This is a genomic window from Paenibacillus rhizosphaerae, from assembly GCF_014192015.1.
GTDB classification, from domain to species: Bacteria; Bacillota; Bacilli; order Paenibacillales; family Paenibacillaceae; genus Paenibacillus_AQ; species Paenibacillus_AQ rhizosphaerae.
On sequence record NZ_JACHXJ010000002.1, the window covers coordinates 1451950 to 1474025 of the forward strand.

The 22076-nt window shown below is 52.0% G+C and carries 17 protein-coding genes; 16 read left to right on the forward strand and 1 reads right to left on the reverse strand.

Annotated elements, in window-relative coordinates; all coding sequences use genetic code 11:
* Nucleotides 1-33: 33 nt before the first annotated feature.
* The 6 genes from FHS19_RS15285 to FHS19_RS15305 all read left to right on the forward strand — a co-directional run bounded on the left by FHS19_RS15285 (nt 34) and on the right by FHS19_RS15305 (nt 6277).
* The gene (locus FHS19_RS15285; RefSeq protein WP_183582620.1) at nt 34-1824 is read left to right on the forward strand and encodes a sensor histidine kinase; all 1791 of its coding nucleotides are present in this window, start codon (nt 34-36) and stop codon (nt 1822-1824) included.
* Between the two features lie 3 nt (nt 1825-1827).
* Complete coding sequence (locus FHS19_RS15290) at nt 1828-3516, forward strand: response regulator transcription factor (RefSeq protein WP_183582621.1); 1689 nt, start codon at nt 1828-1830, stop codon at nt 3514-3516.
* Between the two features lie 164 nt (nt 3517-3680).
* Nucleotides 3681-3803: a hypothetical protein gene (locus tag FHS19_RS35285; RefSeq protein WP_281382516.1), complete on the forward strand. Its 123-nt coding sequence runs from the start codon at nt 3681-3683 to the stop codon at nt 3801-3803.
* 101 nt (nt 3804-3904) lie between these two features.
* Nucleotides 3905-5053: a Gfo/Idh/MocA family protein gene (locus FHS19_RS15295; protein WP_183582622.1), complete on the forward strand. Its 1149-nt coding sequence runs from the start codon at nt 3905-3907 to the stop codon at nt 5051-5053.
* Nucleotides 5054-5246: 193 nt separating this feature from the next.
* Nucleotides 5247-5834, forward strand: coding sequence for a GNAT family N-acetyltransferase (locus tag FHS19_RS15300; protein ID WP_183582623.1), 588 nt, complete (start codon nt 5247-5249; stop codon nt 5832-5834).
* Between the two features lie 101 nt (nt 5835-5935).
* Nucleotides 5936-6277 (forward strand): hypothetical protein, encoded by a 342-nt coding sequence (locus FHS19_RS15305; protein WP_183582624.1) that lies wholly within the window; start codon nt 5936-5938, stop codon nt 6275-6277.
* Nucleotides 6278-6383: 106 nt separating this feature from the next.
* Here FHS19_RS15305 and FHS19_RS15310 read toward each other — a convergent pair whose 3' ends face one another.
* Entirely contained in the window at nt 6384-8291 is a 1908-nt protein-coding gene (locus FHS19_RS15310; protein ID WP_183582625.1) for a glycoside hydrolase family 44 protein, read from the reverse strand.
* A 775-nt stretch (nt 8292-9066) separates the two neighbouring features.
* On the opposite strand from FHS19_RS15310, the gene FHS19_RS15315 reads away from it, so the two are divergent.
* The 10 genes from FHS19_RS15315 to FHS19_RS15360 all read left to right on the forward strand — a co-directional run bounded on the left by FHS19_RS15315 (nt 9067) and on the right by FHS19_RS15360 (nt 21647).
* Complete coding sequence (locus FHS19_RS15315) at nt 9067-10032, forward strand: ABC transporter permease (protein ID WP_183582987.1); 966 nt, start codon at nt 9067-9069, stop codon at nt 10030-10032.
* A gap of 32 nt (nt 10033-10064) precedes the next feature.
* A complete protein-coding gene (locus tag FHS19_RS15320) occupies nt 10065-10943 on the forward strand; it encodes a carbohydrate ABC transporter permease (protein WP_183582626.1) in 879 nt (292 codons plus the stop codon).
* 47 nt (nt 10944-10990) lie between these two features.
* Nucleotides 10991-12514, forward strand: a complete 1524-nt coding sequence (locus FHS19_RS15325; protein ID WP_183582627.1) for an extracellular solute-binding protein — start codon at nt 10991-10993, stop codon at nt 12512-12514.
* 177 nt (nt 12515-12691) lie between these two features.
* Nucleotides 12692-15043 carry a helix-turn-helix domain-containing protein gene (locus FHS19_RS15330; protein ID WP_183582628.1) on the forward strand — a complete coding sequence of 784 codons (2352 nt, stop codon included), beginning with the start codon at nt 12692-12694 and terminating at the stop codon, nt 15041-15043.
* Nucleotides 15044-15439: 396 nt separating this feature from the next.
* Nucleotides 15440-16297, forward strand: a complete 858-nt coding sequence (locus tag FHS19_RS15335) for an oxidoreductase (RefSeq protein ID WP_183582629.1) — start codon at nt 15440-15442, stop codon at nt 16295-16297.
* 165 nt (nt 16298-16462) lie between these two features.
* The gene (locus FHS19_RS15340; protein WP_183582630.1) at nt 16463-17356 is read left to right on the forward strand and encodes a helix-turn-helix transcriptional regulator; all 894 of its coding nucleotides are present in this window, start codon (nt 16463-16465) and stop codon (nt 17354-17356) included.
* Nucleotides 17357-17759: 403 nt separating this feature from the next.
* Nucleotides 17760-19169, forward strand: coding sequence for a spore germination protein (locus tag FHS19_RS15345; RefSeq protein WP_183582631.1), 1410 nt, complete (start codon nt 17760-17762; stop codon nt 19167-19169).
* Between the two features lie 6 nt (nt 19170-19175).
* Nucleotides 19176-20360, forward strand: a complete 1185-nt coding sequence (locus FHS19_RS15350; RefSeq protein WP_183582632.1) for a Ger(x)C family spore germination protein — start codon at nt 19176-19178, stop codon at nt 20358-20360.
* Nucleotides 20361-20364: 4 nt separating this feature from the next.
* The gene (locus FHS19_RS15355; RefSeq protein WP_183582633.1) at nt 20365-21450 is read left to right on the forward strand and encodes a GerAB/ArcD/ProY family transporter; all 1086 of its coding nucleotides are present in this window, start codon (nt 20365-20367) and stop codon (nt 21448-21450) included.
* Nucleotides 21450-21647: a hypothetical protein gene (locus FHS19_RS15360; protein WP_183582634.1), complete on the forward strand. Its 198-nt coding sequence runs from the start codon at nt 21450-21452 to the stop codon at nt 21645-21647. Before FHS19_RS15355 ends, FHS19_RS15360 begins: the two co-directional genes overlap by 1 nt.
* The last annotated feature ends 429 nt before the right edge of the window (nt 21648-22076 follow it).

Here is a 22076-nt window from a genome sequence, read left to right on the forward strand (position 1 = left end):
CCCGTTAAACACGTATATTGATGATATAATTGGATGGACATCGAAGAGGAAGGGGGAAGGATGGGCTTGCCGCTGCTTCGTTTCGCCAAACCGCGAATTTCGATCTTCACCAAACTTGTGCTAACGTTCCTCATCGTTATTACTCCGCTGTACACGCTGGGCTTGTTTCTCATCCAGTCTGGCGCGGACAATGTTCGGGCCGAGATCAACAGCTCGATGATGGCCCGCGTGCATTTCTATATCCAGTCGCTCGTCGTCGAGTTCGGCCGCATTCAGAAGCTTCAGCAGGAGTTCCTTAACGATGACGATCTCCAGAATCTCGCCGTGACGAACCAGGTCATGACCGATCTCGAACGTACACAGGCGATTATTCGTCTTCAGAAGCGGTTACGATTGTTCAAAAATTCGAGCAACTATATTCTGTCCGTCGATGCCTTTATCTCTAGTCTGGGAAAGGTGATCAACTCACAGAGCAAGTATGACGCCATTCCGGAAGAGGAACTCAAAGCGCTGATCTCCAAGACAGCCGAGACTCATCCGGCGATCGTGACATGGAACGGGCGCCTTTATATTTGCCAGCGTTATCCCGTAATCGGTTATCCCGACGCGCTGACGTTCTTCCTCGTGACGGAATTGAACAAACAAGCGATCCAGAGGGATCTCGCGTCGTTCATCAATTCAAAGGACGAGCAGGCCATCCTGTTCAGCAACCATTACGACTGGTCGATCACAAACGATACGAACCGGGAACTTATGGACACGTTGCAGGGAATCGTCCGCAAGCAAGCCGGCAATGAAGGCGAGAAAGTCAGCATGATGGATATGTTTCGTTACCGGAACGATGACTACATGCTGACAATGGAGCATTCGCGGGACTTCGACATCTCGCTTGTCATGTACATGCCTGAAGAAAGCGCTCTCGGGCAGCTGAAGCGCTATAATGTCTGGTTCTGGATGCTTTCCGCTTCGTCGGTACTGATCGTGCTCCTCTTCTCCTATTGGATTTATCGGCTCATCCACCGTCCCCTGAGAAAGCTGGTCCGTTCGTTCCGCCTCGTGGAGAAGGGGAAGATGGACCTCCAGCTGTCGCACCGGAGCCACGACGAATTCGAATACCTGTATGCACAATTCAATTCCATGCTGAGCAAGCTACAGCAGCTGATCGGAGAGGTGTATGAAGAGAAGATCCGCTCGCAGCGGGCCGAGCTGCGCCAGCTGCAGGCCCAAATCAATCCTCATTTTTTGTATAATACGTTCTTCATACTGAAGCGTATGGTCCGTACGGAGGATTACCCGAAGCTTCGGCCATTCACCACGCATCTGGGCAACTACTTTAAATTTATTACACGAAATGCGATGGACGAGGTGGAACTGAAAGAGGAAGTGGAATTCGCTCGAGCCTACCTGGAAATACAGAAAATCCGTTTTGAAGACCGCATCCGGGTCTCATTCGAGGAGCTGCCTAAAGCCGCGGAAGCCATTCCGGTGCCACGGTTGACCCTGCAGCCGATCATTGAGAATTCGTATAAATACGGCCTGGAGGTTATCGATAGCGGCGGTGTTCTTTGCGTGTCGTTCGATCTGACGCCTAACAAGCTGACGATCGTGATTGATGATAACGGGGCCGGCATGACGCCCGAGCAGCTCATGGCGCTCGAGTCTAAGCTTTCGAGTTCCTCGACGCAGCTGGAAACGACCGGACTCGTCAATGTGCATAAGCGGCTGTGGCTCAAATATGGCGCCGAGAGCGGAGTCCGGGTCGACCGGAGCCCTTCACTTGGCGGATTGCGTGTCCAGCTGGCCATCCCGCTCAAGGAGGAATGATCGATGTATCGATTGCTAATCGTAGACGATGAGCCGTATATCGTAAGCAGTCTCAAGGATATGTTCGAGGATTCGGACCGGATGGAGCTGGATATTTATTGCGCCGGCTCGGCCTCGGAGGCGCTGGACGTGATGGAGAAAACCCGCGTCGATATCGTGCTCAGTGATATCCGCATGCCCGGAATGTCGGGGCTGGAACTGTTGGAACGGGTCAAAGGGAAGTGGCCGGCATGCAAGGTGATTTTCCTGTCCGGCCATAACGAATTCACCTATGTGCAGGCCGCCATGCGACACGGCATCGCGGGATATCTGCTGAAGACAGATGACGAGGAGGAAATCGTGGAGGCCGTGCGCAAGGCGGTCGACGAGCTCGGCAGCGAGCAGGCGATACAGAATTTGATCGAAAGCGCGCACGTTCAGATTAAAAAGGCGCTCCCGATGCTACAAAAGGATTTTCTGACTAGCATCGTCACGGAATCGCCGGTCGACGAAGGTGCCTGCAGGCGGAGGTTCGAAGAGCTTTCGATCGGGCTTGACGCCGCGCTGCCAGTGATGCTCGTGATCGGCCGGGTCGACCGATGGCCGGATGATTTTACGCTAACGGATAAGGAACTGATGCTCTTCGCCGTTCAAAATATCGCTGCGGAGGTACTCGCTCACACGGCCGACATGGTTACCGTCGTCAGCGGACGAGCCCGCTTCTTCTGGCTCGTCCAACCGAAACGGGCCGATACGGCAGTGCCGATAGGTGCCGATGTGTCCACCCGGGTCATACACGAGCTGCTTGATTACGTGCAGGCGATGAGCAGGAAATTGCTCAAGCTCACAATTTCCCTTAGCTTCACAGCGCAGCCGTTCCGCTGGGAGAATCTCCCCCAGAAGTACGAGGCGCTGAACCGGCTTTTGATCCGGGGTCTCGGTGACAGCGAGGAGATGCTGCTCGTGGAAAGGGGAGACGCGTACGAGAACGACGCCCCGGAGACGGCGAGCCTGCGGCGTGAGAAGATGACACATCTTCGCCAGTTCCGTCTCAACCAGCTGAAGACGCTGATCGAGAGCGGCCAGCAGGAAGCTTACTTCGAGCTGCTCGACGACGTGCTGCAGCAGGGAAGCGGAGACACGTTCTCCGACCTCCAGGAGATTTATTATTCGATCGCCGTCATGCTTCTGTCGCAAATCAACCGCTGGTCGGTATACGCCGAGATCGACAAGGCTTATCCCGTAAGCCGGCTTCTGGTAATGGAGAGCCACGGTTCCTGGCCCGATGCTTGCAGATTTGTACGCGGAATTTCGGCGGGCCTTTTCGAACGGCTGCGGCAGGAGAACACCGACCGGAGCAACGAGGTGATCCGGCGACTACACGAATATATCGCAGGCCATATCGACGGCGACCTGTCCCTCGTGCGGCTGGCCGACGTCGTCGAGCTGAACGCCAGCTATCTGTGCCGGTTTTATAAACAGCAGACGGGAATCGGACTGTCCGACTATATTTCGGAGCTAAAGCTGAACGCCGCCAAGCGGATGCTATCGGACACGAGGATGAAAATCAGCGAGATCGCCACGCGAATTGGCTTCGAATCAGGCTATTTCTCGCGCTACTTTAAGAAGGAGACCAGCCTCACCCCGCAGGAATACCGCGAGAAGGTTGGGGGTATGAGAGTCGCGGAGCCGAGTCGCGAATCTTCTCAATAACAGCGAACAGGGAGGCGATCGACCGATGCGACTATCGGGTACGGTCGCTTTTTTGCGTTCCGCGAAGTGGATGTCAATAAAAGTCATGCAGGTAAAGAATAGAGCGTAGACGCCGGGAATGGGTGGCGCCTATAATTTGCGTAAGTGGACGAGGTGGAACAACGATGGATGGCGAGGGGCGAGCCATTTTCCGGTCGTGCCAGGGATTCGCCGTGCTGAGCGAATGGCCGCACGAAGGGGCGGATCGGACGGGTGCGGATTTCCTCGTCGGTTCCGTCAAAGAGTAAAATCGGCAAAGCTCTTGAAGGGACGGAAGTACAGTCGATACAATCAAGATATTCAAGATATTAAACGTCCTTATTATACTGGCCTTTGTGGAGGTTAAAACATGACAATTAAGGTGGGGATCGTGGGAGCAAGGGGGCTCAGTACGCTCCAAGGGTTCAAAATGATCCCGGACACAGAAGTTGTGGCACTGTGCGATCTGGATGGCGACTATGTGCAGGAGGCAGCCGCGAAGCACGACATTCCGAATACGTACCGTATTTTCGAGGATATGCTGGACAGCGACATCGATGCGGTCGTCGTGTCGACGCCGATGCAACTGCATGTCCCGCAGTCGATCCAAGCGATGCAGGCGGGCAAGCATGTCATGAGCGAGGTGACGGCCGGCGTCACGATGGACGAACTGTGGTGGCTGAAGGAGACGGTGGAGACGACCGGCCGCGTGTACATGATGGCGGAGAATTACTGCTATATACCCGAGAACCAGCTGATTCTAAATATGGTGAAACAGGGGTTATTCGGTGAGGTCTACTTCGGGGAAGGCGAGTACCTGCACGATATCCGGGAGCTTGCGTTCCGCTTCAACCGTGCGGGCGGGTCCGGGAATTCACATCCGACGTGGCGGAATTACTGGCAACTGGGTAAGCGGGGCGCATTTTATCCGACGCACAGCCTCGGCCCGGTCATGCAGTGGTTTCAGGGCGACCGCATTCGGTCGGTATCCTCTTTCGGCACGGGCTGGCATACTGATCCCCGGTTCCGGCAGGAAGACACAAGCATTACGATCTGCCAGTTGGAGAGCGGGAAGCTGATCAAGATCCGCGTCGACTGCATATCGAAGCGGCCGCACAATATGGCTTACTACACGCTGCAGGGGACGAAGGGGTGCTACGAGGCTCCGCGCGGAATGGGCGACACGCACAAGATCTCGTTGGAGACCGGGGACGACGCGCATGGCGCGGAGAAGTGGCGCCCGCTGAGCGACTATGCCGAGTATATGCCCGACCGGTACAGAAATGCGACGGACGAGATGAAATCGGCCGGACACTGGGGCGGTGATTATTTCATCGTCGAAGACTTCGTCGCCGCGATCAAGGGCGAGCGCATGCCGGCGATCGACGTCTATGACGCATGCGAGTGGACGGCGGTGGCCCTGCTCTCGGAGCTGTCCGTCATGAACGGCGGGCGGACACTAGAGATGCCCGACTTCCGCAACGCCAAATCGTATGCGGAGCAGATCATGAGGTTTTAGCGCCGGTGCGGGTATTCATTCAAAGAAAGTGAATTCCTCTTCGTCATGAATGCTTCTACAAAGCAGCTTACTATTCCGGTTTCGCATAGTAAATGAATTCAGCAATCTCGCTTTGTATGTCGAACATATATTCAGAATATTGAGATATCTTCTTCAAAGCACTTATTCCACACTGGAAAAGGGGTACGCCTGTATGGAGTCACTTCAACCGCAATTATCAATGCTATATGACGATTTGACCGCTCTCCCGGCGCTGGAGCTGCCCGGGGGCTTCACCGCCCGGACGTTCCGCAAAGGCGACGAGATTGCCTGGGAGGCAATCATCCGCGAATCGTTCGCGAACGAAGAAATCGGCTACGGACATATGACCCGCGATCCCGAATATAGGCCCGAGCGGGTCTGGTTCATCTGCGACGGCGATGCGCCGGTCGCGACCGCGGCGGCTTGGCATAAGAGCGGGCTCGGCAAGGAGACCGGCTATCTACATATGGTCGGCCTGCTGCACCGGTACGCCGGAAGGGCGCTCGGCGCAAAGGCGTCACTGGCAGCTATGCATGGCATGGTGCAGGAAGGCAGGCGAAGGGCGGTGCTGGATACGGACGATTTCCGGATTCCGGCGATCAAGACGTATCTGAACCTGGGATATATCCCCCGCCTTGTGCATGAGAATCAGCTGGCGCGCTGGCGGGCGATCGCCGCACAGCTGGGCGAAGGGTACCGGAGCCGGGTAGCTAGGACGGATTTGAATCTTGATGCGGGATCAGGATCGGACCGGGCCTAGAACTTGCCCGCGTTTGCCGAGATGTCCGCCGCCGACCACTACCGATCCGTTTCGACGACGACTTTTCCGGGCATGTGCTCCTCGAATTCGGGGGCCGCACGGTGCCGCCGGGCAGCCACGACATCGACATGATGTGGAACGCGAGCTGGGAAGGCAAGGTGGGAATCGAACGTTCGCCCGAATATACGCTGAACGCCGCGACGCCGCAGTTTCCATTCGAACCGGGGCGCGTGTATCGCGAACAGGCGGAAAGCATCAAACGGTACTGCTTCGTGACGGTCGACGGCCATCTTTTGTTTGAATTAACAGATGCCGATCCGATCGACTCGAGAACGCATGCGCGAGTCGGATTCGAAGCGTACGCCAGCTTCATTCAGATTCTGCGGTTCTCGGTACGGTCGATCGTCTGGGCGCCAAGCGAGCAGTCGTATTTGTCGGAATGATAGGAGAAGGACCCATTTGGCGGCAGCCGCCACATGCGACGAACCCCGTACCGTGAGGTACGGGGCTCGTCCGTTAAGGATGCCGTCATCGTTTTGCAGGAGCCTCTTAAGGTCGTGCTGCTTTCGATACTCTGCCAGGGAAAGCGGGCGTCCCGAACTCGGGAGAGAATACGCGTCCGTTGTCGGCGGGCGGCACGGTCCCTTGCTGGATTCCCGTTCCAGGCTCGCCGGATGCGGACTCATGGGCCGCTCCCGGGATGTCGTGGCCTGGCACCACAAGCAGTGTAATGGAGTTGGCCGGATACGTATACACGATTTCGTGCTCCGGAACCCCTCTTCCTTCGATTTTGCCAATGGCGGCCCCGCCAGGCACATTTACGATGGCGTTCAGATCGGCCGAGCTGTATGAATAAACCTGTGCGGTTTGCTTGCTTGGCATGTATCCCTTCAAAGTCAGAGAGCTCGTCAAGTCGCTGTCCGTTTTGTTGATCACCATGAGCGTGACGGCATCGTCCGTGGAGCGCTGAGCGCCGTAAACGGCCAGCTTGTCTTGGTCCCCACTCGACGATTCGACCCAGGTATCACCGTATTTGCTTCCCTTTCCGTCATAGTTCAGATACATCCGGAACGCATAGGCGCCGGGATCGGTCATCTTGGGCGGCCCCCATAGCGTGGCGAGGTCCAGCCCTTCACGTCCGAAAATGCCGAGGACGTCCGCTTGCGCAAGCGCGCCGTTGATATCTTCCAGACCTCCCCAGTTATACTCGGTGATCGCCGTCTTCGTGCCGGGATAATACTGATCGACCCACGATTTCATGCGCGGAATGATCATCGACTCCTTGGCGGGCTCGAAAAATTGGCCCATCCAGTTTTCCTGTTTGTACGTGGGATCCCACAGGGCGCGCGTGGAACGAAGCCTTGCCTTCTTCGTCTGCTCGTCACCTGCCGTTGTGTTCGCGAGATTCACGCCGTCAACAGAGGGATAGAAGTGCTGGTCGAAATAATCGAGCAGCCGGACGCCGTTCGCTTCTTCATAGGCCTTCAAATTCGTCAGATAATACTGCGACCAAGGCATGCCGTGACTCGCCCAGTTGTCGCCATCCTTTTCCATATCGTAATAGGCGGGGAGCCCCCAGTTCGACGGTCCGAGCACTTGGGCGGACGGATCTTTTCTTTTGATCATCGAAGCGTAGTCGATCGTCTGGCCCAACAGCTCGTCGAATCCGGTTTTATCGGGATGAATGTCATGATGAATGAATTCCCAGCTTTCCGGTTCGTTGTCCATTTGGTAGATCATGCCGCTTTGCGAGGTCGGGCCGTATTTCTCAGTCAAGTGGCCGATCCATTCCTCCATCCATTCCGGCGTTACCCGGATGTAGTTGTGATCCAACGTCGTATTGGTTAACTGATGAAGCGGCCAATCGGATGGACTGTAATCGGGATCCAGACCACTTCCGCAACGGTCTCCGTTCGCTTCCGTCTGATAAGGGTTGAACTCGTATTGCCCCCACAGAAGGCCTTGCTCAGGATATAGCGATTCCGGATAGGAACAGTTCATTTCGCTCGTTTTGTTGACATACCCGGTAATCGGGACGGTTACGAGACCTTTGCCGCCATGTCCGTGAGAAGCGTCCACCATCGCATCGACGCTTCCACTCGGGACCGGATCCGGGTTGCCACTGCCACCCATATAAAAGTAATCGTACCCCGAATTCGAGGAGTCCTCCAGCCAATTGTAAAGACTCGTGTTGTTTCCTCCCCAACGGAAGACAGGCATTTTCGTCTCTGAGCCGAGCTGGTAAAGGCTGTTCGTAAGTTCCTGATCCCAGTTGACAATATTCGCGCCGTAGATATCGGGACTGATTGCATGCCGGCCTTGTAGCGCATTGACGGTCAGTTCGGGTCCGGCCGCTGACGGCTCCGCGGCGGCGGCGCTCCCTCCCGTCGCGCTCGAAACGACGCCTACTCCAATCGCGATTGCGGCGACAAGCGCCTTGAACCGTTTGTACTTCATCTCATTTCCCCTTTCTCCAGTTGAACTTACGCCCTGATTAGATTTGGGCGGTGGAACTCACATCGAGTATAATCCCTTGTTTTTCCAGTCGTCTATAAGCGGATATTTACCTGGCTTGTCTTATATTCACTTTTAGGAGTAATGGCGGATTAATGAACATAAAATTCAATTTTCGGACCGTAGAGTTTCTTTCAATCAGTGCTTCAAGATACATGAATATGGGTCAGATCCAAGTGAAATATAGTTCGAAACTATTTAATATGGATCCGTTAAGGAATGGGCATCATGAAAAAAGGATGGCTGTGGAACGCTGAAACCTTATACATGCCGTAAGTCCATATGACAAATGGGAAGATGATCAACACAAATCCAATGAACCATAACTAAAGCCACTCTCACTTTAGATGAGAAGTGGCTTTTTGCTGAACAAATAACACAAACAACCCTAGACTGCGAGCGTCTGGCAATGCTGTGTTCTAGATGTCACTTAGATCGATCTTAAATTGGCTAAAAAGCCAAGTGCCCGACAGGGTGGCGCAGCCGAGTCGCCGCTTCCTTTCCGCGGAAGGCAAGCAGCCTGCGGCGCGCAGGCTGCTTTTTTACCGAAAAGTCCGCCGCGGAAGGCTTTTTCGGGCCCCGAGCAAGAAAGGTCAACGCCTGGAAACGGGCGTACAAGAATGGGCATTTGCCAGAAACGGGCGGGGCATGTACCCTTGCCTTAAGACGCGTGAAAGCGTTGACAATCACATAGACCGATTCGAAGGAGGAATCCATGATGGACATGCCTGCGGATAAGGTTACTGCGGCCGCCGACGGCAAAGCCGTCGGCTCCCCGCCCGGCCTCGTCTGGGCGGGCCTGAAGAGAGACAAGTATTTGTATTTGCTGGCGCTGCCGGGATTGATTTATTTCATCGTTTTCCGGTACGTGCCGATGTGGGGGGTGGTCATTTCATTCCAGGAGTATTCGCCCTATCAAGGCGTCCTGGACAGTCCGTGGGTCGGATTCGATCATTTCGCGCGGTTTTTCTCGAATCCGGATTTCCTTTTGCTGTTCCGCAATACGATGGCGATCAATCTGCTAAGCCTGATCTTTTTCTTCCCGCTGCCGATTCTGCTCGCCGTGCTACTAAACGAAATTCGCGTTTCGTCTTACAAAAAAATCGTGCAATCGATCATTTATTTGCCTCATTTCTTGTCCTGGGTCATCATCGTCGGCATCACGTTCCTGCTTCTGTCCACCGGTGACGGCGTCGTCAACAAGCTGCTCGTCGCCTTCGGCTTTGAGAAGGTCGATTTTCTGACGAACAAGAACTATTTCTGGGGACTGTTGACGCTCCAGTCCGTCTGGAAGGACGCAGGATGGGGCACGATCATTTTTCTTGCCGCCATCGCGGGAGCCGATCCGCAGCTGTACGAAGCAGCCAAAATGGACGGAGCGAGCCGACTTAGGCAAATCTGGCACGTGACGCTGCCGGCTATCCGTCCCGTCATCGTTATTCTGCTCATTCTGCGGATCGGCCATATGATGGACGTCGGCTTCGAGCAGGTGTTTCTGATGATGAACGGCGCCGTCTCCGATGTCGCGGACGTCTTTGATACCTACGTATATCGTCTAGGCGTCCGGCAGGGACAGTTCAGCTTCAGCACCGCCGTCGGCTTGTTCAAGTCCGTCGTCGGCCTGCTCCTCGTCATCGGCGCCAACCGATTGGCCAAGAAATTCGGCGAGGAAGGCGTCTACTAACCCAATTTCACCCGCTGGAGGCGAACGTTTCAATGAGAGAAAGCTTGGGAGACCGCGTGTTCGGCGTTATCAACGTCATCGCGCTCGGCTTGATCAGCCTGATCACTTTCTTCCCGTTCTATTATGTATTCGTCGTGTCGTTCACCGACCCGTCGGAATATATCCGGAGAGGGCTGGTGCTGTTCCCGCAGCATTGGAGCCTCGTATCCTACAAATATTTGCTCTCTACCGACGCATTCATGAGAGCTATCGGGAACAGCGCGTTCCTGGCAGTCGTCGGGACCGCGCTGAGCCTCATCGTGACTTCAGGACTATCCTATGCGATATCCCGCAGAAGGCTGCAGGGAAGGCGGTTCATTATGCTGGCCATCCTGCTGACAACGCTATTCAATCCAGGCATCATTCCACCGTATCTGCTTGTGCGGGACCTGCATCTGATCAACAGCATATGGTCGCTGATCTTACCGGTGCTGACAAGCGGCTGGTACGTGCTGCTGATGAAGGGCTTCTTCGACAGTATCCCGTCCAGCCTGGAGGAAGCGGCGCGGATCGACGGCTGCAATGATCTCAGCGTCTGGTACCGGGTCATCCTACCGCTGTCGCTTCCCTCCATGGCGGCATTCGGCCTGTTTTACGCCGTCGCGTACTGGAACACTTTCTTCACGGCGCTACTGTATATTAACGATTTCGCGAAGCATCCGCTGCAGGTGCTGCTGCAGAACATGCTGATCGACGCGTCCACCGCGGCGGGAGGCTCGGCCGCGGCTGAGATGATGTCGGAGCAGCGCATTCCGCCAGAGACGCTCAAGATGGCCGCCGTCGTCATCGCCACGGTACCTATCCTGCTCGTCTATCCTTTCTTGCAGAAGCATTTCGCGAAAGGAGCTTTGGTCGGTTCCGTCAAGGAATAGACGAAGACCAGACTACTAGAAGAAAAATAGAAAGGGGAGGTTCGTGTATGCGAAAAAGAAGGTTCAGGCTTGACAAAACGAAGATCGCCGTTTCGGTGCTGCTCATCGCCGCCCTGCTGGTCGGCTGCAGCGGTGGAGGAGGCGGGGGAGGAGCTACCGGCGACGGTCCGCTGAATGTCAGCATCATGACGATGTATTACACGCCGGAGCCGCCGGGCGAGGATAACGTTGTCGTCAAAGAAATCGAGAAGCGGACCAACACCAAACTGAACATTACATGGGTCTCGCCGAACAACTATGCCGACAAGGTGAACGTTACGCTCGCTTCGGGAGACATTCCCGACCTGATGCTGCTGGATAACGCCTTCACCGCCCAGGTTCGGACGATGGTAGCGCAAGGGGCGTTGTGGGACCTCACCCCATATATCAAGGACTACCCGAATTTGATGAAATTTCCGGAGGAAACCTGGACCAACACGAAGCAGGCCGACGGCAAAAACTACGGAATTCCCCGGGTGCGTCCGGTCGAAGGCGGCGGCTTTGTTTACCTTCGCAAGGACTGGATGGACAAGCTGAATCTCGAGGTTCCGCAGACGGTCGACGAATTTTACGACGTCCTTAAAGCTTTCGTTGAAAAAGATCCGGACGGCAACGGCAAGGACGACACGATCGGGTACGCCAGCTTCGTCGACCAGTCCGGCATGGCCACCCTTGGCCAACTTCAGAACGTCTTCACGAAGACGAACGGCGATTGGTCTCTGGTAGACGGTAAGCTTGTGAACGTCAATCTGCTGCCGGGTGTCCGGGACGCTCTCGTCTGGATGAACAAGGCGTACCGGGAGAAGCTCCTTCCCGAAGATCTCGCGACGCTAAAAAACTCGCAGGCGAAGGATTTGCTCAAGGCGGGCCGGGCGGGAGGCTTCCAGGATACGGTCGAAGCCGCCTGGGAACCGACGGAGGAGCTGCGGAAGACCGAACCGAAGGCGGACTTCCTTCCGCTTGTCTCTCTGAACGGCTACGTCAACCGCGATTCCGGCTTCTTCGGAATGTACGCGATTCCGAAGACTGTGCCCGAAGCGAAGATGAAGAAGCTGCTCGAGCTGATGGACTACGGCGCTTCTGACGAAGGCAGTGATTTGGCAAGCTTCGGCATCAAGGACGTGCATTACAAGGAAGAAAACGGTGTGAAGGTGCCGACCGAACAGGCTAAGACCGATATCGTCGCGCAGCAGGCGCTCGGCCAAATTTTTATCAAATACGACAAGTATTTGCGCGCCTACCGTTCGGGCATGCCAAGCGACATACTGGAGCGGAACAAGAAAATTATCGACGAGCGGGCCAAAGTGAGCGTGCCGGAGGTTGCGGTTGGGCTCAATTCCGATACGAATACGAAGGTCGGCACCGAGCTGGGCAAGAAAATTCAGGACATGAAGACGAAGGTCATCCTGGGGAAAGCGCCGATCGAAGAGTGGGACAGATTCGTCGGCGAGCTTAAGAACGATCCCGACTTGCTTAAAATTACCGAGGAAATGAATGCGTCCTATCAGCAGCGGATATCCGGCTCCAAGTAAAGGTTAGGATAGCCAATACCCTCTTTTTTCCAATTGGGAAAAAGAGGGTATTTCCCGTTCATCGCGATAGACGGTTCCTCCCGGGAGTAGGCCGGCAAAGCCGTTTCGGTCGGCAAGGGAAGGTTATCGGACCACGGTCCGGGCAGGTATTGAAAAAAAAGAAAGGCAGGGAGCGTCATGAACCATTTCGCGCAAAGGGACTGGCGGGATCGGCCGCCGGCGATCAAAGGCCGTTTCTACCGAAAAAGCCTGTTGATCGTGCTGAGCATCACATGCCTACCGACGGCAATTATCGGAATAACGCTCTATTTACTCGGCAGCTCTCATATCGGCAAGGAGGTGACGAGCTCGAATGAGGCACTACTCCTGAACGCGGTGAACCGCATTAACGGCGATTTGAATCAGCTCGAACTGACGGCGACGCAGTGGGCGTTCGACCCGCGGTTCGACGGAAGTCTCCGGAACGTCGATCTGAAGGACCAATATACCGTTACTCAAAACCTGTACCGCACCTTGACGGTTATGAAGGGCTTCTATCCGCTGGTCGATCAGGTGCATCTGTTCGTCGACGGCAAGTCGCCCGTCGTTGTTTCCGACTTCGACGGGATCGAAGCCGTCTCCAGCCCAGGCGATCTCGCAGGCTACCGGACGGTCATGTCCAGCAAGCAAGGCGCGTTCTGGCTAAACGGCTTCCCACGGGTCAACCGGTCGGACGATCATACGGTGGCGCTCGTACATAAAGTTCCGGGCATCGGCCAACCTTACGGTACCCTGATTTTCTATCTGGACCGGGATAAGCTCGTAAGCCTGGTACATGAGCTGTCGCTCGGAAAGGCCGGCAGCTCGTTCATTATCGACGAGAAGGGCCGCTTCGTCGTGACTGAGAAAGGGGCGGGTCTCCCCGAAGGAACGCCGTTCGAGACTGCGTTGGCCGCCGAGATCAAGCGGCGCGACACGGGCTCCGGCACGTTCCTGTACAACTTTCAGGGCAAAACATATACCGTCACGTTCGGCGATTTCACCCGGCTGGGTCTGCACTGGACCTACGTCACCGCCGCTTCGCTTTCCTCGATGACGGCTCCGGTCAAAATGATGTCGAGGATGATTGTCGGCGTTAGTCTGTTCGGTTTTGCCGTCGCGCTTCTTCTGTCCTGGCTTGCCTCCAAGCGGATCTATCATCCAATCCACCGGCTCGTCGGCTTGTTCCATGACGAGAGGCGCGCACCCGATCCGCCCAGCGACGAGATCGGCTTTCTCGAGAAGCAGTGGCGCCACCTGAACCGGGAAAGCTGCGAGCTGCGGGAGAAGCTGGAGCAGGCACAGCCCTGGATGCGGTCGAGCTTTTTGCTTCATCTCATTCAGGGACATTATTATTCCTTCACGGAAGAGGAGCTGCGCGAGAGGATGAACGCCTACGGCTGGAGCATGGACGGCAAGCGATTTCTGCTCGTGCTCGTCCAGGTTACTGGGCTCAGCCGTCCGCAGGGGCGCTTCGCGGACGGCGATGCCCAGCTCGTCTCCTTCGCGGCAGCGAATATCGCGCAGGAATTGACCGCCGTCCGCGGCGAACAGGCGGATATCATCAATTTCCAGGATCTATCCGTGGGCATCCTGTTGTCTTACGGGCGGGAGGAGTCGGAGGAAGCGGCACGCGGCGGCGCCTTCCAGCTGGCGGCTTCGCTCGCGGAGACGATCTGCGCCGTGCTGAAGGTGCAAAGCACAATCCTGATAGGGCGGCCTCTGCCGCGAATAGCGGATTTGCCGGAATCGCTGCGGCACCTTCGGCAAGCCGCCCGCTACCGCGATGTTCAGGAGGTAACGCAGATTCTTTCCCTGGAGGACCTTCTTCCCGGCATGGGAAGGGAAGCGGTGCCGTATCCGTTTGGCTCTGAGAAGGAGGTGAAGCAGGCGATCCGGATGGGGCTCCCGGAGGAGGCGGCGGCCGCCATACAGTCTTTCGTGGAAATTCTCGTGAAGGAGGGAGGCAAGGAAATGTTCGTCCAGGACGGCGCGCTCCAGCTGCTCGGCAGCATCCAGCATGCGATTCTGGAAGCCGGCTACCAGCCGCGCGGGCTCTACGGGGATGTTGATCTGTACGCCGAGCTTCGCGGAATGCGGGATCCCGAGAGGATGACCGAATGGTTTCGTGTCCGCGTAATCGAACCATACGGGAAAGCGTTGGCCTGCGACAAGGCTTTGCATCAGCGCCGGCTCGTCGAGCGGGCGATGGAGTACGTCAAAGGGAAATACGACTCTGACGTCTCGCTTGAGAGTTGCGCCGAGTATTTGGGGACAAGCCCGTTCACGCTGAGTAAGGCGTTCAAACATATCGCCGACGTCAATTTCATCGATTACTTGATCCAGCTGCGGATCGAGAAGGCGAAGGAACTGCTGGACGACACCGACATGAAGGTCGGTGAGATCGCCTTGCAGATCGGCTATCAACCCTCTTATTTGAACCGGCTGTTCAAGAAGCTGGTGGGCGTTACGCCGGGGCAATATCGCGAGCGGAAGGTGAACCCCGAGTGAAACGATAGATCAATACCAAAGGGGCTGTCCAGTGGCAGTCCCTTATTCCGCAAACGGGCAGTATAATTGATGCTTGTGAAATGGGAGATTTCTTTATTAAATGCATATTTGCCGCCAAAACATATTGTAAGACGAGAACATGAATGCTTAACAGCCCCATAACAGCGGCATTTTTTGTTTTAACAATATATGTTCTTGTCAAAATCAATAGCTTCGCTCAGTCCGTTTCTCGCGAACAAATATGCTGGAGGATGTTTGAGCTTTATTGAATAATGTTTTGGGCTCCACGGAAAAGCAGAAACTGTGTAAACACGTTAAAGTTAAGTCATCGGCCGGAAGCAGTTTGGCTGGATGGTATCCAAATACCCAAAAAGTAAAAGGAGATGGAATTTAAATATGAGTCAACCTAAAGTTTGGTTTATTACCGGAGCAGGCAGAGGCGTGGGGTTTGAAATTCTGAAGGCCGTGTTGGAAACAGGAGACAAAGTCGTAGCTACCGTAAGAAGCCACGCACAGGCCTTGGCGGATAAACTGGGCAATCCGGAGCAGCTCGAAGTCGTAGTTCTTGATGTGACCGATGATCAGCAGGCAGTTCTGGCCGCCAAGCAGGCAGAGAAGAAATTCGGTAAGATCGATGTCCTAGTAAATAATGCTGGGTACGGCCTTTTAAGCGCGGTTGAAGAAGCTACCGCAGAAGAAGTTCGGAGAAATTTTGAGACCAACGTATTTGGAACGTTAAATGTAACACGAGCGATTCTTCCTTATATGCGGGGACGACGTTCCGGCCATATTATTAATATCTCTTCCGTCGGCGGATTAAGCGGCTATATGGGTTGGGGTGTTTATGGTTCAACCAAATTTGCAATCGAGGGGTTGACCGAGTCTCTTGCTATGGAACTGGCGCCTCTCGGTATCCATGTAACAGTAGTGGCTCCTGGGTTTTTCCGGACGGAGTTTCTGGATGCCTCTTCATTGACGCGGTCAGACAACATCATTCCAGATTACGAGGAAACCGTCGGTAAAATGAGGAAGTTTGCGACTCAGGTCAACAAGAGGCAGCCGGGAGACCCTGTGAAGCTGGCAAAGGCTTTCATTCAGCTCGCGAACTCAGAAAATCCGCCGGTTCACCTGCCGCTCGGCAATGATTCCCTGCAAAGGTACCGGGAGAAAACGTCCAACTTCGAAAAAGACATCGAAGCATGGTATGAAGTGATTACGGGCACGGATCATGACGATGTCTCGTTTAAAGAATGAAAAATAAATCGAAAAGCAGACATGAACCGGAGAGCATGCTCTCCGGTTTTTCAACTCCCTTTATTTATGGGCTATCCTAAAAATGTGTTCGGGAAGAAGTCGAAGGTTCTTAGATGTATACTTATATATAAATAAATCGTGTAAAAGGTCGGGAGGGACCAGGATATGCAAGACATGAAGTTTCGAAAGGAAAAAGTTTTCAGGGCTCCTGATTCATTCGTGAAAAAGCCGGAGGGTCAGGGGGTCTTGACCTTGAAAGGTTTAACGGTCGTTGAATCATGCACCTTTATAAACAGTATTAAAGGCTCCATGTTTTTGGAGGACCATCTGCTGTTGTTCGTTCTTGAAGGAATCTACAGGATCAAATTCGGTGACAGGGAAGTAGAGGTAAGCAAAAATGAAATGGTGCTGCTGCAAAAATCCATTATGATTCAATATGAGAAGACCGGAGCGGCAGACTCCGGGGGCGTTATGGAGTATATAATGTTTTTTCTCAAAGAAGAGCTGCTTACTGAATTTATTCAAATGGCGAAGCTTGAAAAAAACGATCCTTCTGAAGTCGTTCCCGTTTCGGTTAATCCAGTAAATGAGCGTTTGAAGAATTTTATTGATTCCCTTAAGCCTTATTTCAAGGAAACCGAACGCATAAGGGATGAGTTGATAAGATTAAAATTATTTGAATTATTGTTTGATGTTGCAGATGCCGATGAGCAGTTCATTTATCAATTTTTACAGCTTAAACGGAATGAGAGGAAAAATTTGACAGAAGTCATAGAGCAAAATCTGTATCATCCGGTGTCTTTAAACGACCTGGCTTATCTTTCGGGCCGAAGCGTTTCATCCTTCAAGCGTGATTTTCAAGCCATTTATAATACCTCGCCGCTGCGTTGGATTCGAAACCGAAGGCTCGATAAGGCGAAGGAACTGCTGCAGCAAACCCCTATTTCGGTTACGGATATTTGTTTCTCGACCGGGTTTGAAAACGTGGCCCATTTCTCCAAAGTGTTCAAGGAACGGTTTGGAGTGACTCCTTCCGCGTATCGGTTTATTAGAAGTTGATTACCAAGCGTAAATGCCTTTCTCATCCAGAAACACTTAACTATTGGGGAACAATTGTTCAAACAATACAACGGCAGCCAGTAAGTAATTGGCTGCTGTTTTTGTTGTACTGAATGGCTAATCAGTTCAGTTACTGAGCCGTTTCATAAGTGACAGCGCCAAGAAGTTTCCTTTTAATGGGGGGATTGACCTCATCGATATCAGCCAGTGTCTCATTGCCAGAGCGTAGTTTATCGGCTTGAATGTAGCCGATCCATGATACCTCCGCGCTGCGTTTCTCGCATATTCGTCCATCTTAGACCGGGCGGGCAAAGCTCCACCAATCCGTATTGCTTAACAAAAATTGGGCAGTATAAAAGAAGCAGAGGCATCAATTTAGGAAACAAACCGGAGGGTGGAGCTTATGGATTTAGTTGATCGGTACATCCTGAAACCATTACAACAACAGCCAGATTTCAAAATCCACCGTTTCCACGTCGACTCCGACATACAGGTTACTTGCTCTTATCTGGACACGCTCGTCGATAAAGAACAGATTCAGCAGTTTATTCTCATTCCCCTTTTGGAAATTCGCATCCATGAAGGAGGAGAAACAGAGGAAAAAAGGCTGTCATGGATACGCGATAGGCTTTCAGGAGTATCTTACTCCGTAGAATTGAATCCCGAAAAATGGGCGTCTTTAATTACGGAAGGCAAGTGCGTCCTCCTCATTCAAAACGACAATCAAGGATATGCGTTTGATGTCTCCAAGTTTCAACATCGAAGTATCACAGAGCCGAAGTCCGAGAAGACGGTCCGCGGCCCGGCAGAAGCCTTTACGGAGGATGTCATGACCAATGTGGCACTCATACGCAGCCGGATCAAATCACCACAGCTTGTGTTCGAGTCCTATGATATTGGACAAACGACGAGAACAAAGGTATTGATGGCCTATATAAAAGGGAAGGCATCCGAGGAGCGAATCCAAGCGTATAGGGATCGATTGAACAACATTCACACCGACGCCATATTCGAAAGTGCGAACATTGAAGAGTGGATTGAGCATAAGGAAATCACTCCTTTTCCCAGAGTGCTCAATTCGGAGCGCCCTGACGTGGTTAGTTCTCACTTGACGGAAGGGAGAATTGTAATTCTAACCGACGGCACTCCGCATGGTCTAATCGTTCCGGTTACGTTTTTTCAATTTTTCATAAGCGCGGAGGATTATTATCAACGGGCGATTTATTCTACATTTTTAAGATGGCTGCGCTTTTTAGCCTTCTTACTGTCGATTTACACTCCCTGTATATATATTGCCCTGATTAACTACAGACAGGAGCTGATTCCAACCACATTGCTGTTCAGTTTGGCAGCACAAAGGGAAGGTGTTCCATTTCCTGCGTTTGTTGAAGCGTTCATGATGCTCATTATGTTTGAAATACTACGTGAAGCAGGGATTCGCATGCCAACCGCAATCGGTCAGGCCATTTCCATTGTCGGAGCCGTCGTACTTGGCCAAGCAGCCGTCGAAGCGGGGCTGGTTTCAGCATCAATGGTCATTATTGTCGGAGTCACAGCGATTACCAATTTCATCAGTCCCTCGTTTAGCTTTGGCATGGCGCAAAGGATTCTCCAGTTTGTTTTTATGATATTGGCCATCAGCTTGGCGCTTTTTGGTATATTATGCGGTACGCTCCTGTTGGTCGTGCACTTGTCATCACTCAAAACCACGGGGGAACCATACCTTTCTCCGGTTGCACCACTCCAGACAGGGCGATTTCGAGATACGCTTGTCCGTGTACCTTGGTACAAAATGAAAAAGTCAGGAAGGTAAGAGGTTATGACCCCATTTTTACGAACAGCACTTCCAATCTTGTTCCTTAGCCTAATGTTACAAGGATGCGGTGACTATCGTGAAATTAGTGATCTGGCCATCGTTGATATGGTCGGCGTCGATATGGACGCGGACGGAAACTATTTGGCCTACTTCCAAGTCGCCAATCCAAACGGTATTGCCAGTACCAAAGGCGGGGGAAGCCGTTCACCGATTTTTACCTATGAATTTAAGGGAAAGTCCTGGGCTGAATTTACGAGCAAAGCCACTCAAACCGTACCAAGGGAACTATTTTTAAGTCACTTTCAAGCCTATATTGTGTCGAAACGTCTAGCTGCAAAAGGATTGGGTGATCTATTGAATTTTTTGGAGAGCGATCCAAGTCGTCGCATGGCGACAGCTGTTTTTATCACCAAAGATTCTGTGCGGGATATTATGAATACCTATGTTCCGCTCGAAACCAATATAGGGAAAAACCTCCGAAATATTCAGCAGCTGCAAGTTGATTTTACAGGAAAAGAAGTTGGTGAATCAAAGATTAATACATTACTCGAAAACTTCGAAAGCTCCAGGCTCACTTTCGTTTCCAATATTATGTTATCCAGTGAAAAACCGATCACCACTACGAAACGTTATGAATCCATTGACGGGAATCGAGGAAACTTCACTTATACAGGCGTTTCCATCATCAAGAAAGGTCAGTTCCTGGGTGAACTGAAGGCCAAACAAGTAGCTCCGCTTTATTTCATGCTGGGTAAAAGCAAAACTTTGTACCAACATATCCAGCTAAGCAGTGATGAATTTGCCGATCTGCAAATGTTGAGCAAACCAAAGATGAAAAGACGGTTCATCCTTATAGACGGAGAGCCGACACTTCAGCTTACCATCAAACCCAAGATAAAACTGCTGAACATTCATCAGAATAAGCGTTTGGACTCCCAAACGTTGCGTCGATTGGAAAAGATGTTTGACGAAGAAATGACGGATCAAGTTACGGAGGTACTGAACCTTGCCAAAAAGGAAAAATGGGATTTATTAGGAATTGAGGAACGGATCTCACATACAACCGGGAGAGGGTGGACCGAATTGAAAAAAAATCCCGACAGTTGGATGAGGACGAAGGTTACTCTTGACATTAAATCATCAATCGTCAAAACAGGAGTATTAGTAACCACCTATGAAGGAGGATAGTGGAATGGAAAATGCAACATTATCCCAGAGGCAGTTCCTTTCGATCGTTATCTTTACAACAATCAGCACTGCTTTTTATTTACTCCCCGGTGTTCTTATCGCCGATGCCAAACAATATGCATGGCTTGTTCCCATATGGACAGGGTTCGCGGGTGTTGGCATTTCATTGCTCTGGCTTTATTTGGCCAGCCAATATCCCAAAGTGGACTTGTTTCAAATAAGCCATCAAGTATTAGGGCGAGTCGCCGGGAAGATTGTGAGTATATTCCTTATTTACCAAATGATCCTGATTTGCTCATGGGTGATTAACAATTTAAACGATTTTATGACCATAACTTTGTTAACGCATACGACCGATTGGGTATTCGGTGCTTGCTTTTTGATGATTGCGGTATACAGCACAATAAAAGGAATCGAGGCGCTTGCCCGCACAACAGAGTTTTTTGTTCCACTTCTTATCCTAATGATTTTCCTGTTCTTTTCAATCGCTGTCAACGTGTGGGACTGGTCACACTTCACGCCCGTTTCGGAGATAGACTGGGAAGGAGTATTTCCTAAATCAAGCTTTATGATTGCATTTCCATTTATGGATGCATTTACTTTCATTATGATCTTTCCTTATGTAAAGGAAAAACCCGGTCTTGTTTACCTGAAAGGATCGCTGATCGGCGCTCTGTTTTTATCGGCGGTCACATTTCTTATCATTGGAACACTTGGGGTATCACGCGCTTCGCATATTGCCTATCCATTATATACGTTATCCCAGGAATTGGAGCTCAGTCCATTCCTGGAACACATCGAAGGGGGGATCTCGATTTTCTGGCTTATCTTTGTGTTTATCAAACTTATGTTTACTTTCTATTGCGCGGTAACAGGTATTGCTCAGACATTCAACATCCAACATCGAGGTTTGATATCGGTCCCGCTCGCAATCGTGATATTAGGTTTCTCTCAGAGCATGCATCAGAACATCATTGAGAATATCGAGTGGATGAAAAAGTATATCCTACAGCAAGAATCGCTTGTTAGTGTGGTCATCCCGGCCCTGCTTATTGTTGTTCATTTTATAAGCAGGAGGAGAAGAACATAATGTTGCCATTTGTCCTCAGCCTGTTCATCACGATTGTTCTTTTTGTCTACTTTGTTAACAAGCAAAGACCAAAAAAGGAATTGATTCTTTATTCGGTGATGTCGCTGCTAGGGATCGTGCAATTTCTTTTGCTTATTATTGACAAACCGATTCAGTTGCCCGCCATCATGGCAGAATTAATTGATCGACTTATGTAGCTCTGCAGTCAGAGGCGCTAAAAGCCCCTCTGTCGCAGAGTAATAACCAGCCCTTGCTCAGATGCACTACCCCCATTCCACAATGAACATCATATGTAAGACGACAAGAACACACACGCGATTATCTACCACAGATGTGCTTGCCTGGATAATGAAACATTGTTCGGTTACCGGAAATATAAGGCAATGGGTTATTTCGTGAAGATAATGGAGGATAGATGCTTAATAGCTGTGTGACAGCGGCTTTTTTTGCTTTAAAGATATATGTTCTTGTGAAAACTCCACGACAACTTCAGGCAATGCAGACCGTAAAAGCGTATTGCTTATCATGCTCGGCGGTAGAGCGATCGGGAACATATTAATGGGATTGAGCGGTTCCCTGGTTCTGGGAGTGCCTGAAGAATCGAAAGATCTCCCTAGCAGTTTTGG

Bases quoted from the DNA above. Each gene is read 5' to 3' on its own strand.
- FHS19_RS15335 (WP_183582629.1), top strand. From the start codon at position 15,440: ATGAGTCAACCTAAAGTTTGGTTTATTACCGGAGCAGGCAGAGGCGTG.
- FHS19_RS15350 (WP_183582632.1), top strand. From the start codon at position 19,176: ATGACCCCATTTTTACGAACAGCACTTCCAATCTTGTTCCTTAGCCTA.
- FHS19_RS15330 (WP_183582628.1), top strand. From the start codon at position 12,692: ATGAACCATTTCGCGCAAAGGGACTGGCGGGATCGGCCGCCGGCGATC.
- FHS19_RS15300 (WP_183582623.1), top strand. From the start codon at position 5,247: ATGGAGTCACTTCAACCGCAATTATCAATGCTATATGACGATTTGACC.
- FHS19_RS15340 (WP_183582630.1), top strand. From the start codon at position 16,463: ATGCAAGACATGAAGTTTCGAAAGGAAAAAGTTTTCAGGGCTCCTGAT.
- FHS19_RS15360 (WP_183582634.1), top strand. From the start codon at position 21,450: ATGTTGCCATTTGTCCTCAGCCTGTTCATCACGATTGTTCTTTTTGTC.
- FHS19_RS15285 (WP_183582620.1), top strand. From the start codon at position 34: ATGGACATCGAAGAGGAAGGGGGAAGGATGGGCTTGCCGCTGCTTCGT.
- FHS19_RS15345 (WP_183582631.1), top strand. From the start codon at position 17,760: ATGGATTTAGTTGATCGGTACATCCTGAAACCATTACAACAACAGCCA.
- FHS19_RS15295 (WP_183582622.1), top strand. From the start codon at position 3,905: ATGACAATTAAGGTGGGGATCGTGGGAGCAAGGGGGCTCAGTACGCTC.
- FHS19_RS15325 (WP_183582627.1), top strand. From the start codon at position 10,991: ATGCGAAAAAGAAGGTTCAGGCTTGACAAAACGAAGATCGCCGTTTCG.
- FHS19_RS15315 (WP_183582987.1), top strand. From the start codon at position 9,067: ATGGACATGCCTGCGGATAAGGTTACTGCGGCCGCCGACGGCAAAGCC.
- FHS19_RS15320 (WP_183582626.1), top strand. From the start codon at position 10,065: ATGAGAGAAAGCTTGGGAGACCGCGTGTTCGGCGTTATCAACGTCATC.
- FHS19_RS15310 (WP_183582625.1), bottom strand. From the start codon at position 8,291: ATGAAGTACAAACGGTTCAAGGCGCTTGTCGCCGCAATCGCGATTGGA.
- FHS19_RS15355 (WP_183582633.1), top strand. From the start codon at position 20,365: ATGGAAAATGCAACATTATCCCAGAGGCAGTTCCTTTCGATCGTTATC.
- FHS19_RS35285 (WP_281382516.1), top strand. From the start codon at position 3,681: ATGGATGGCGAGGGGCGAGCCATTTTCCGGTCGTGCCAGGGATTCGCC.
- FHS19_RS15290 (WP_183582621.1), top strand. From the start codon at position 1,828: ATGTATCGATTGCTAATCGTAGACGATGAGCCGTATATCGTAAGCAGT.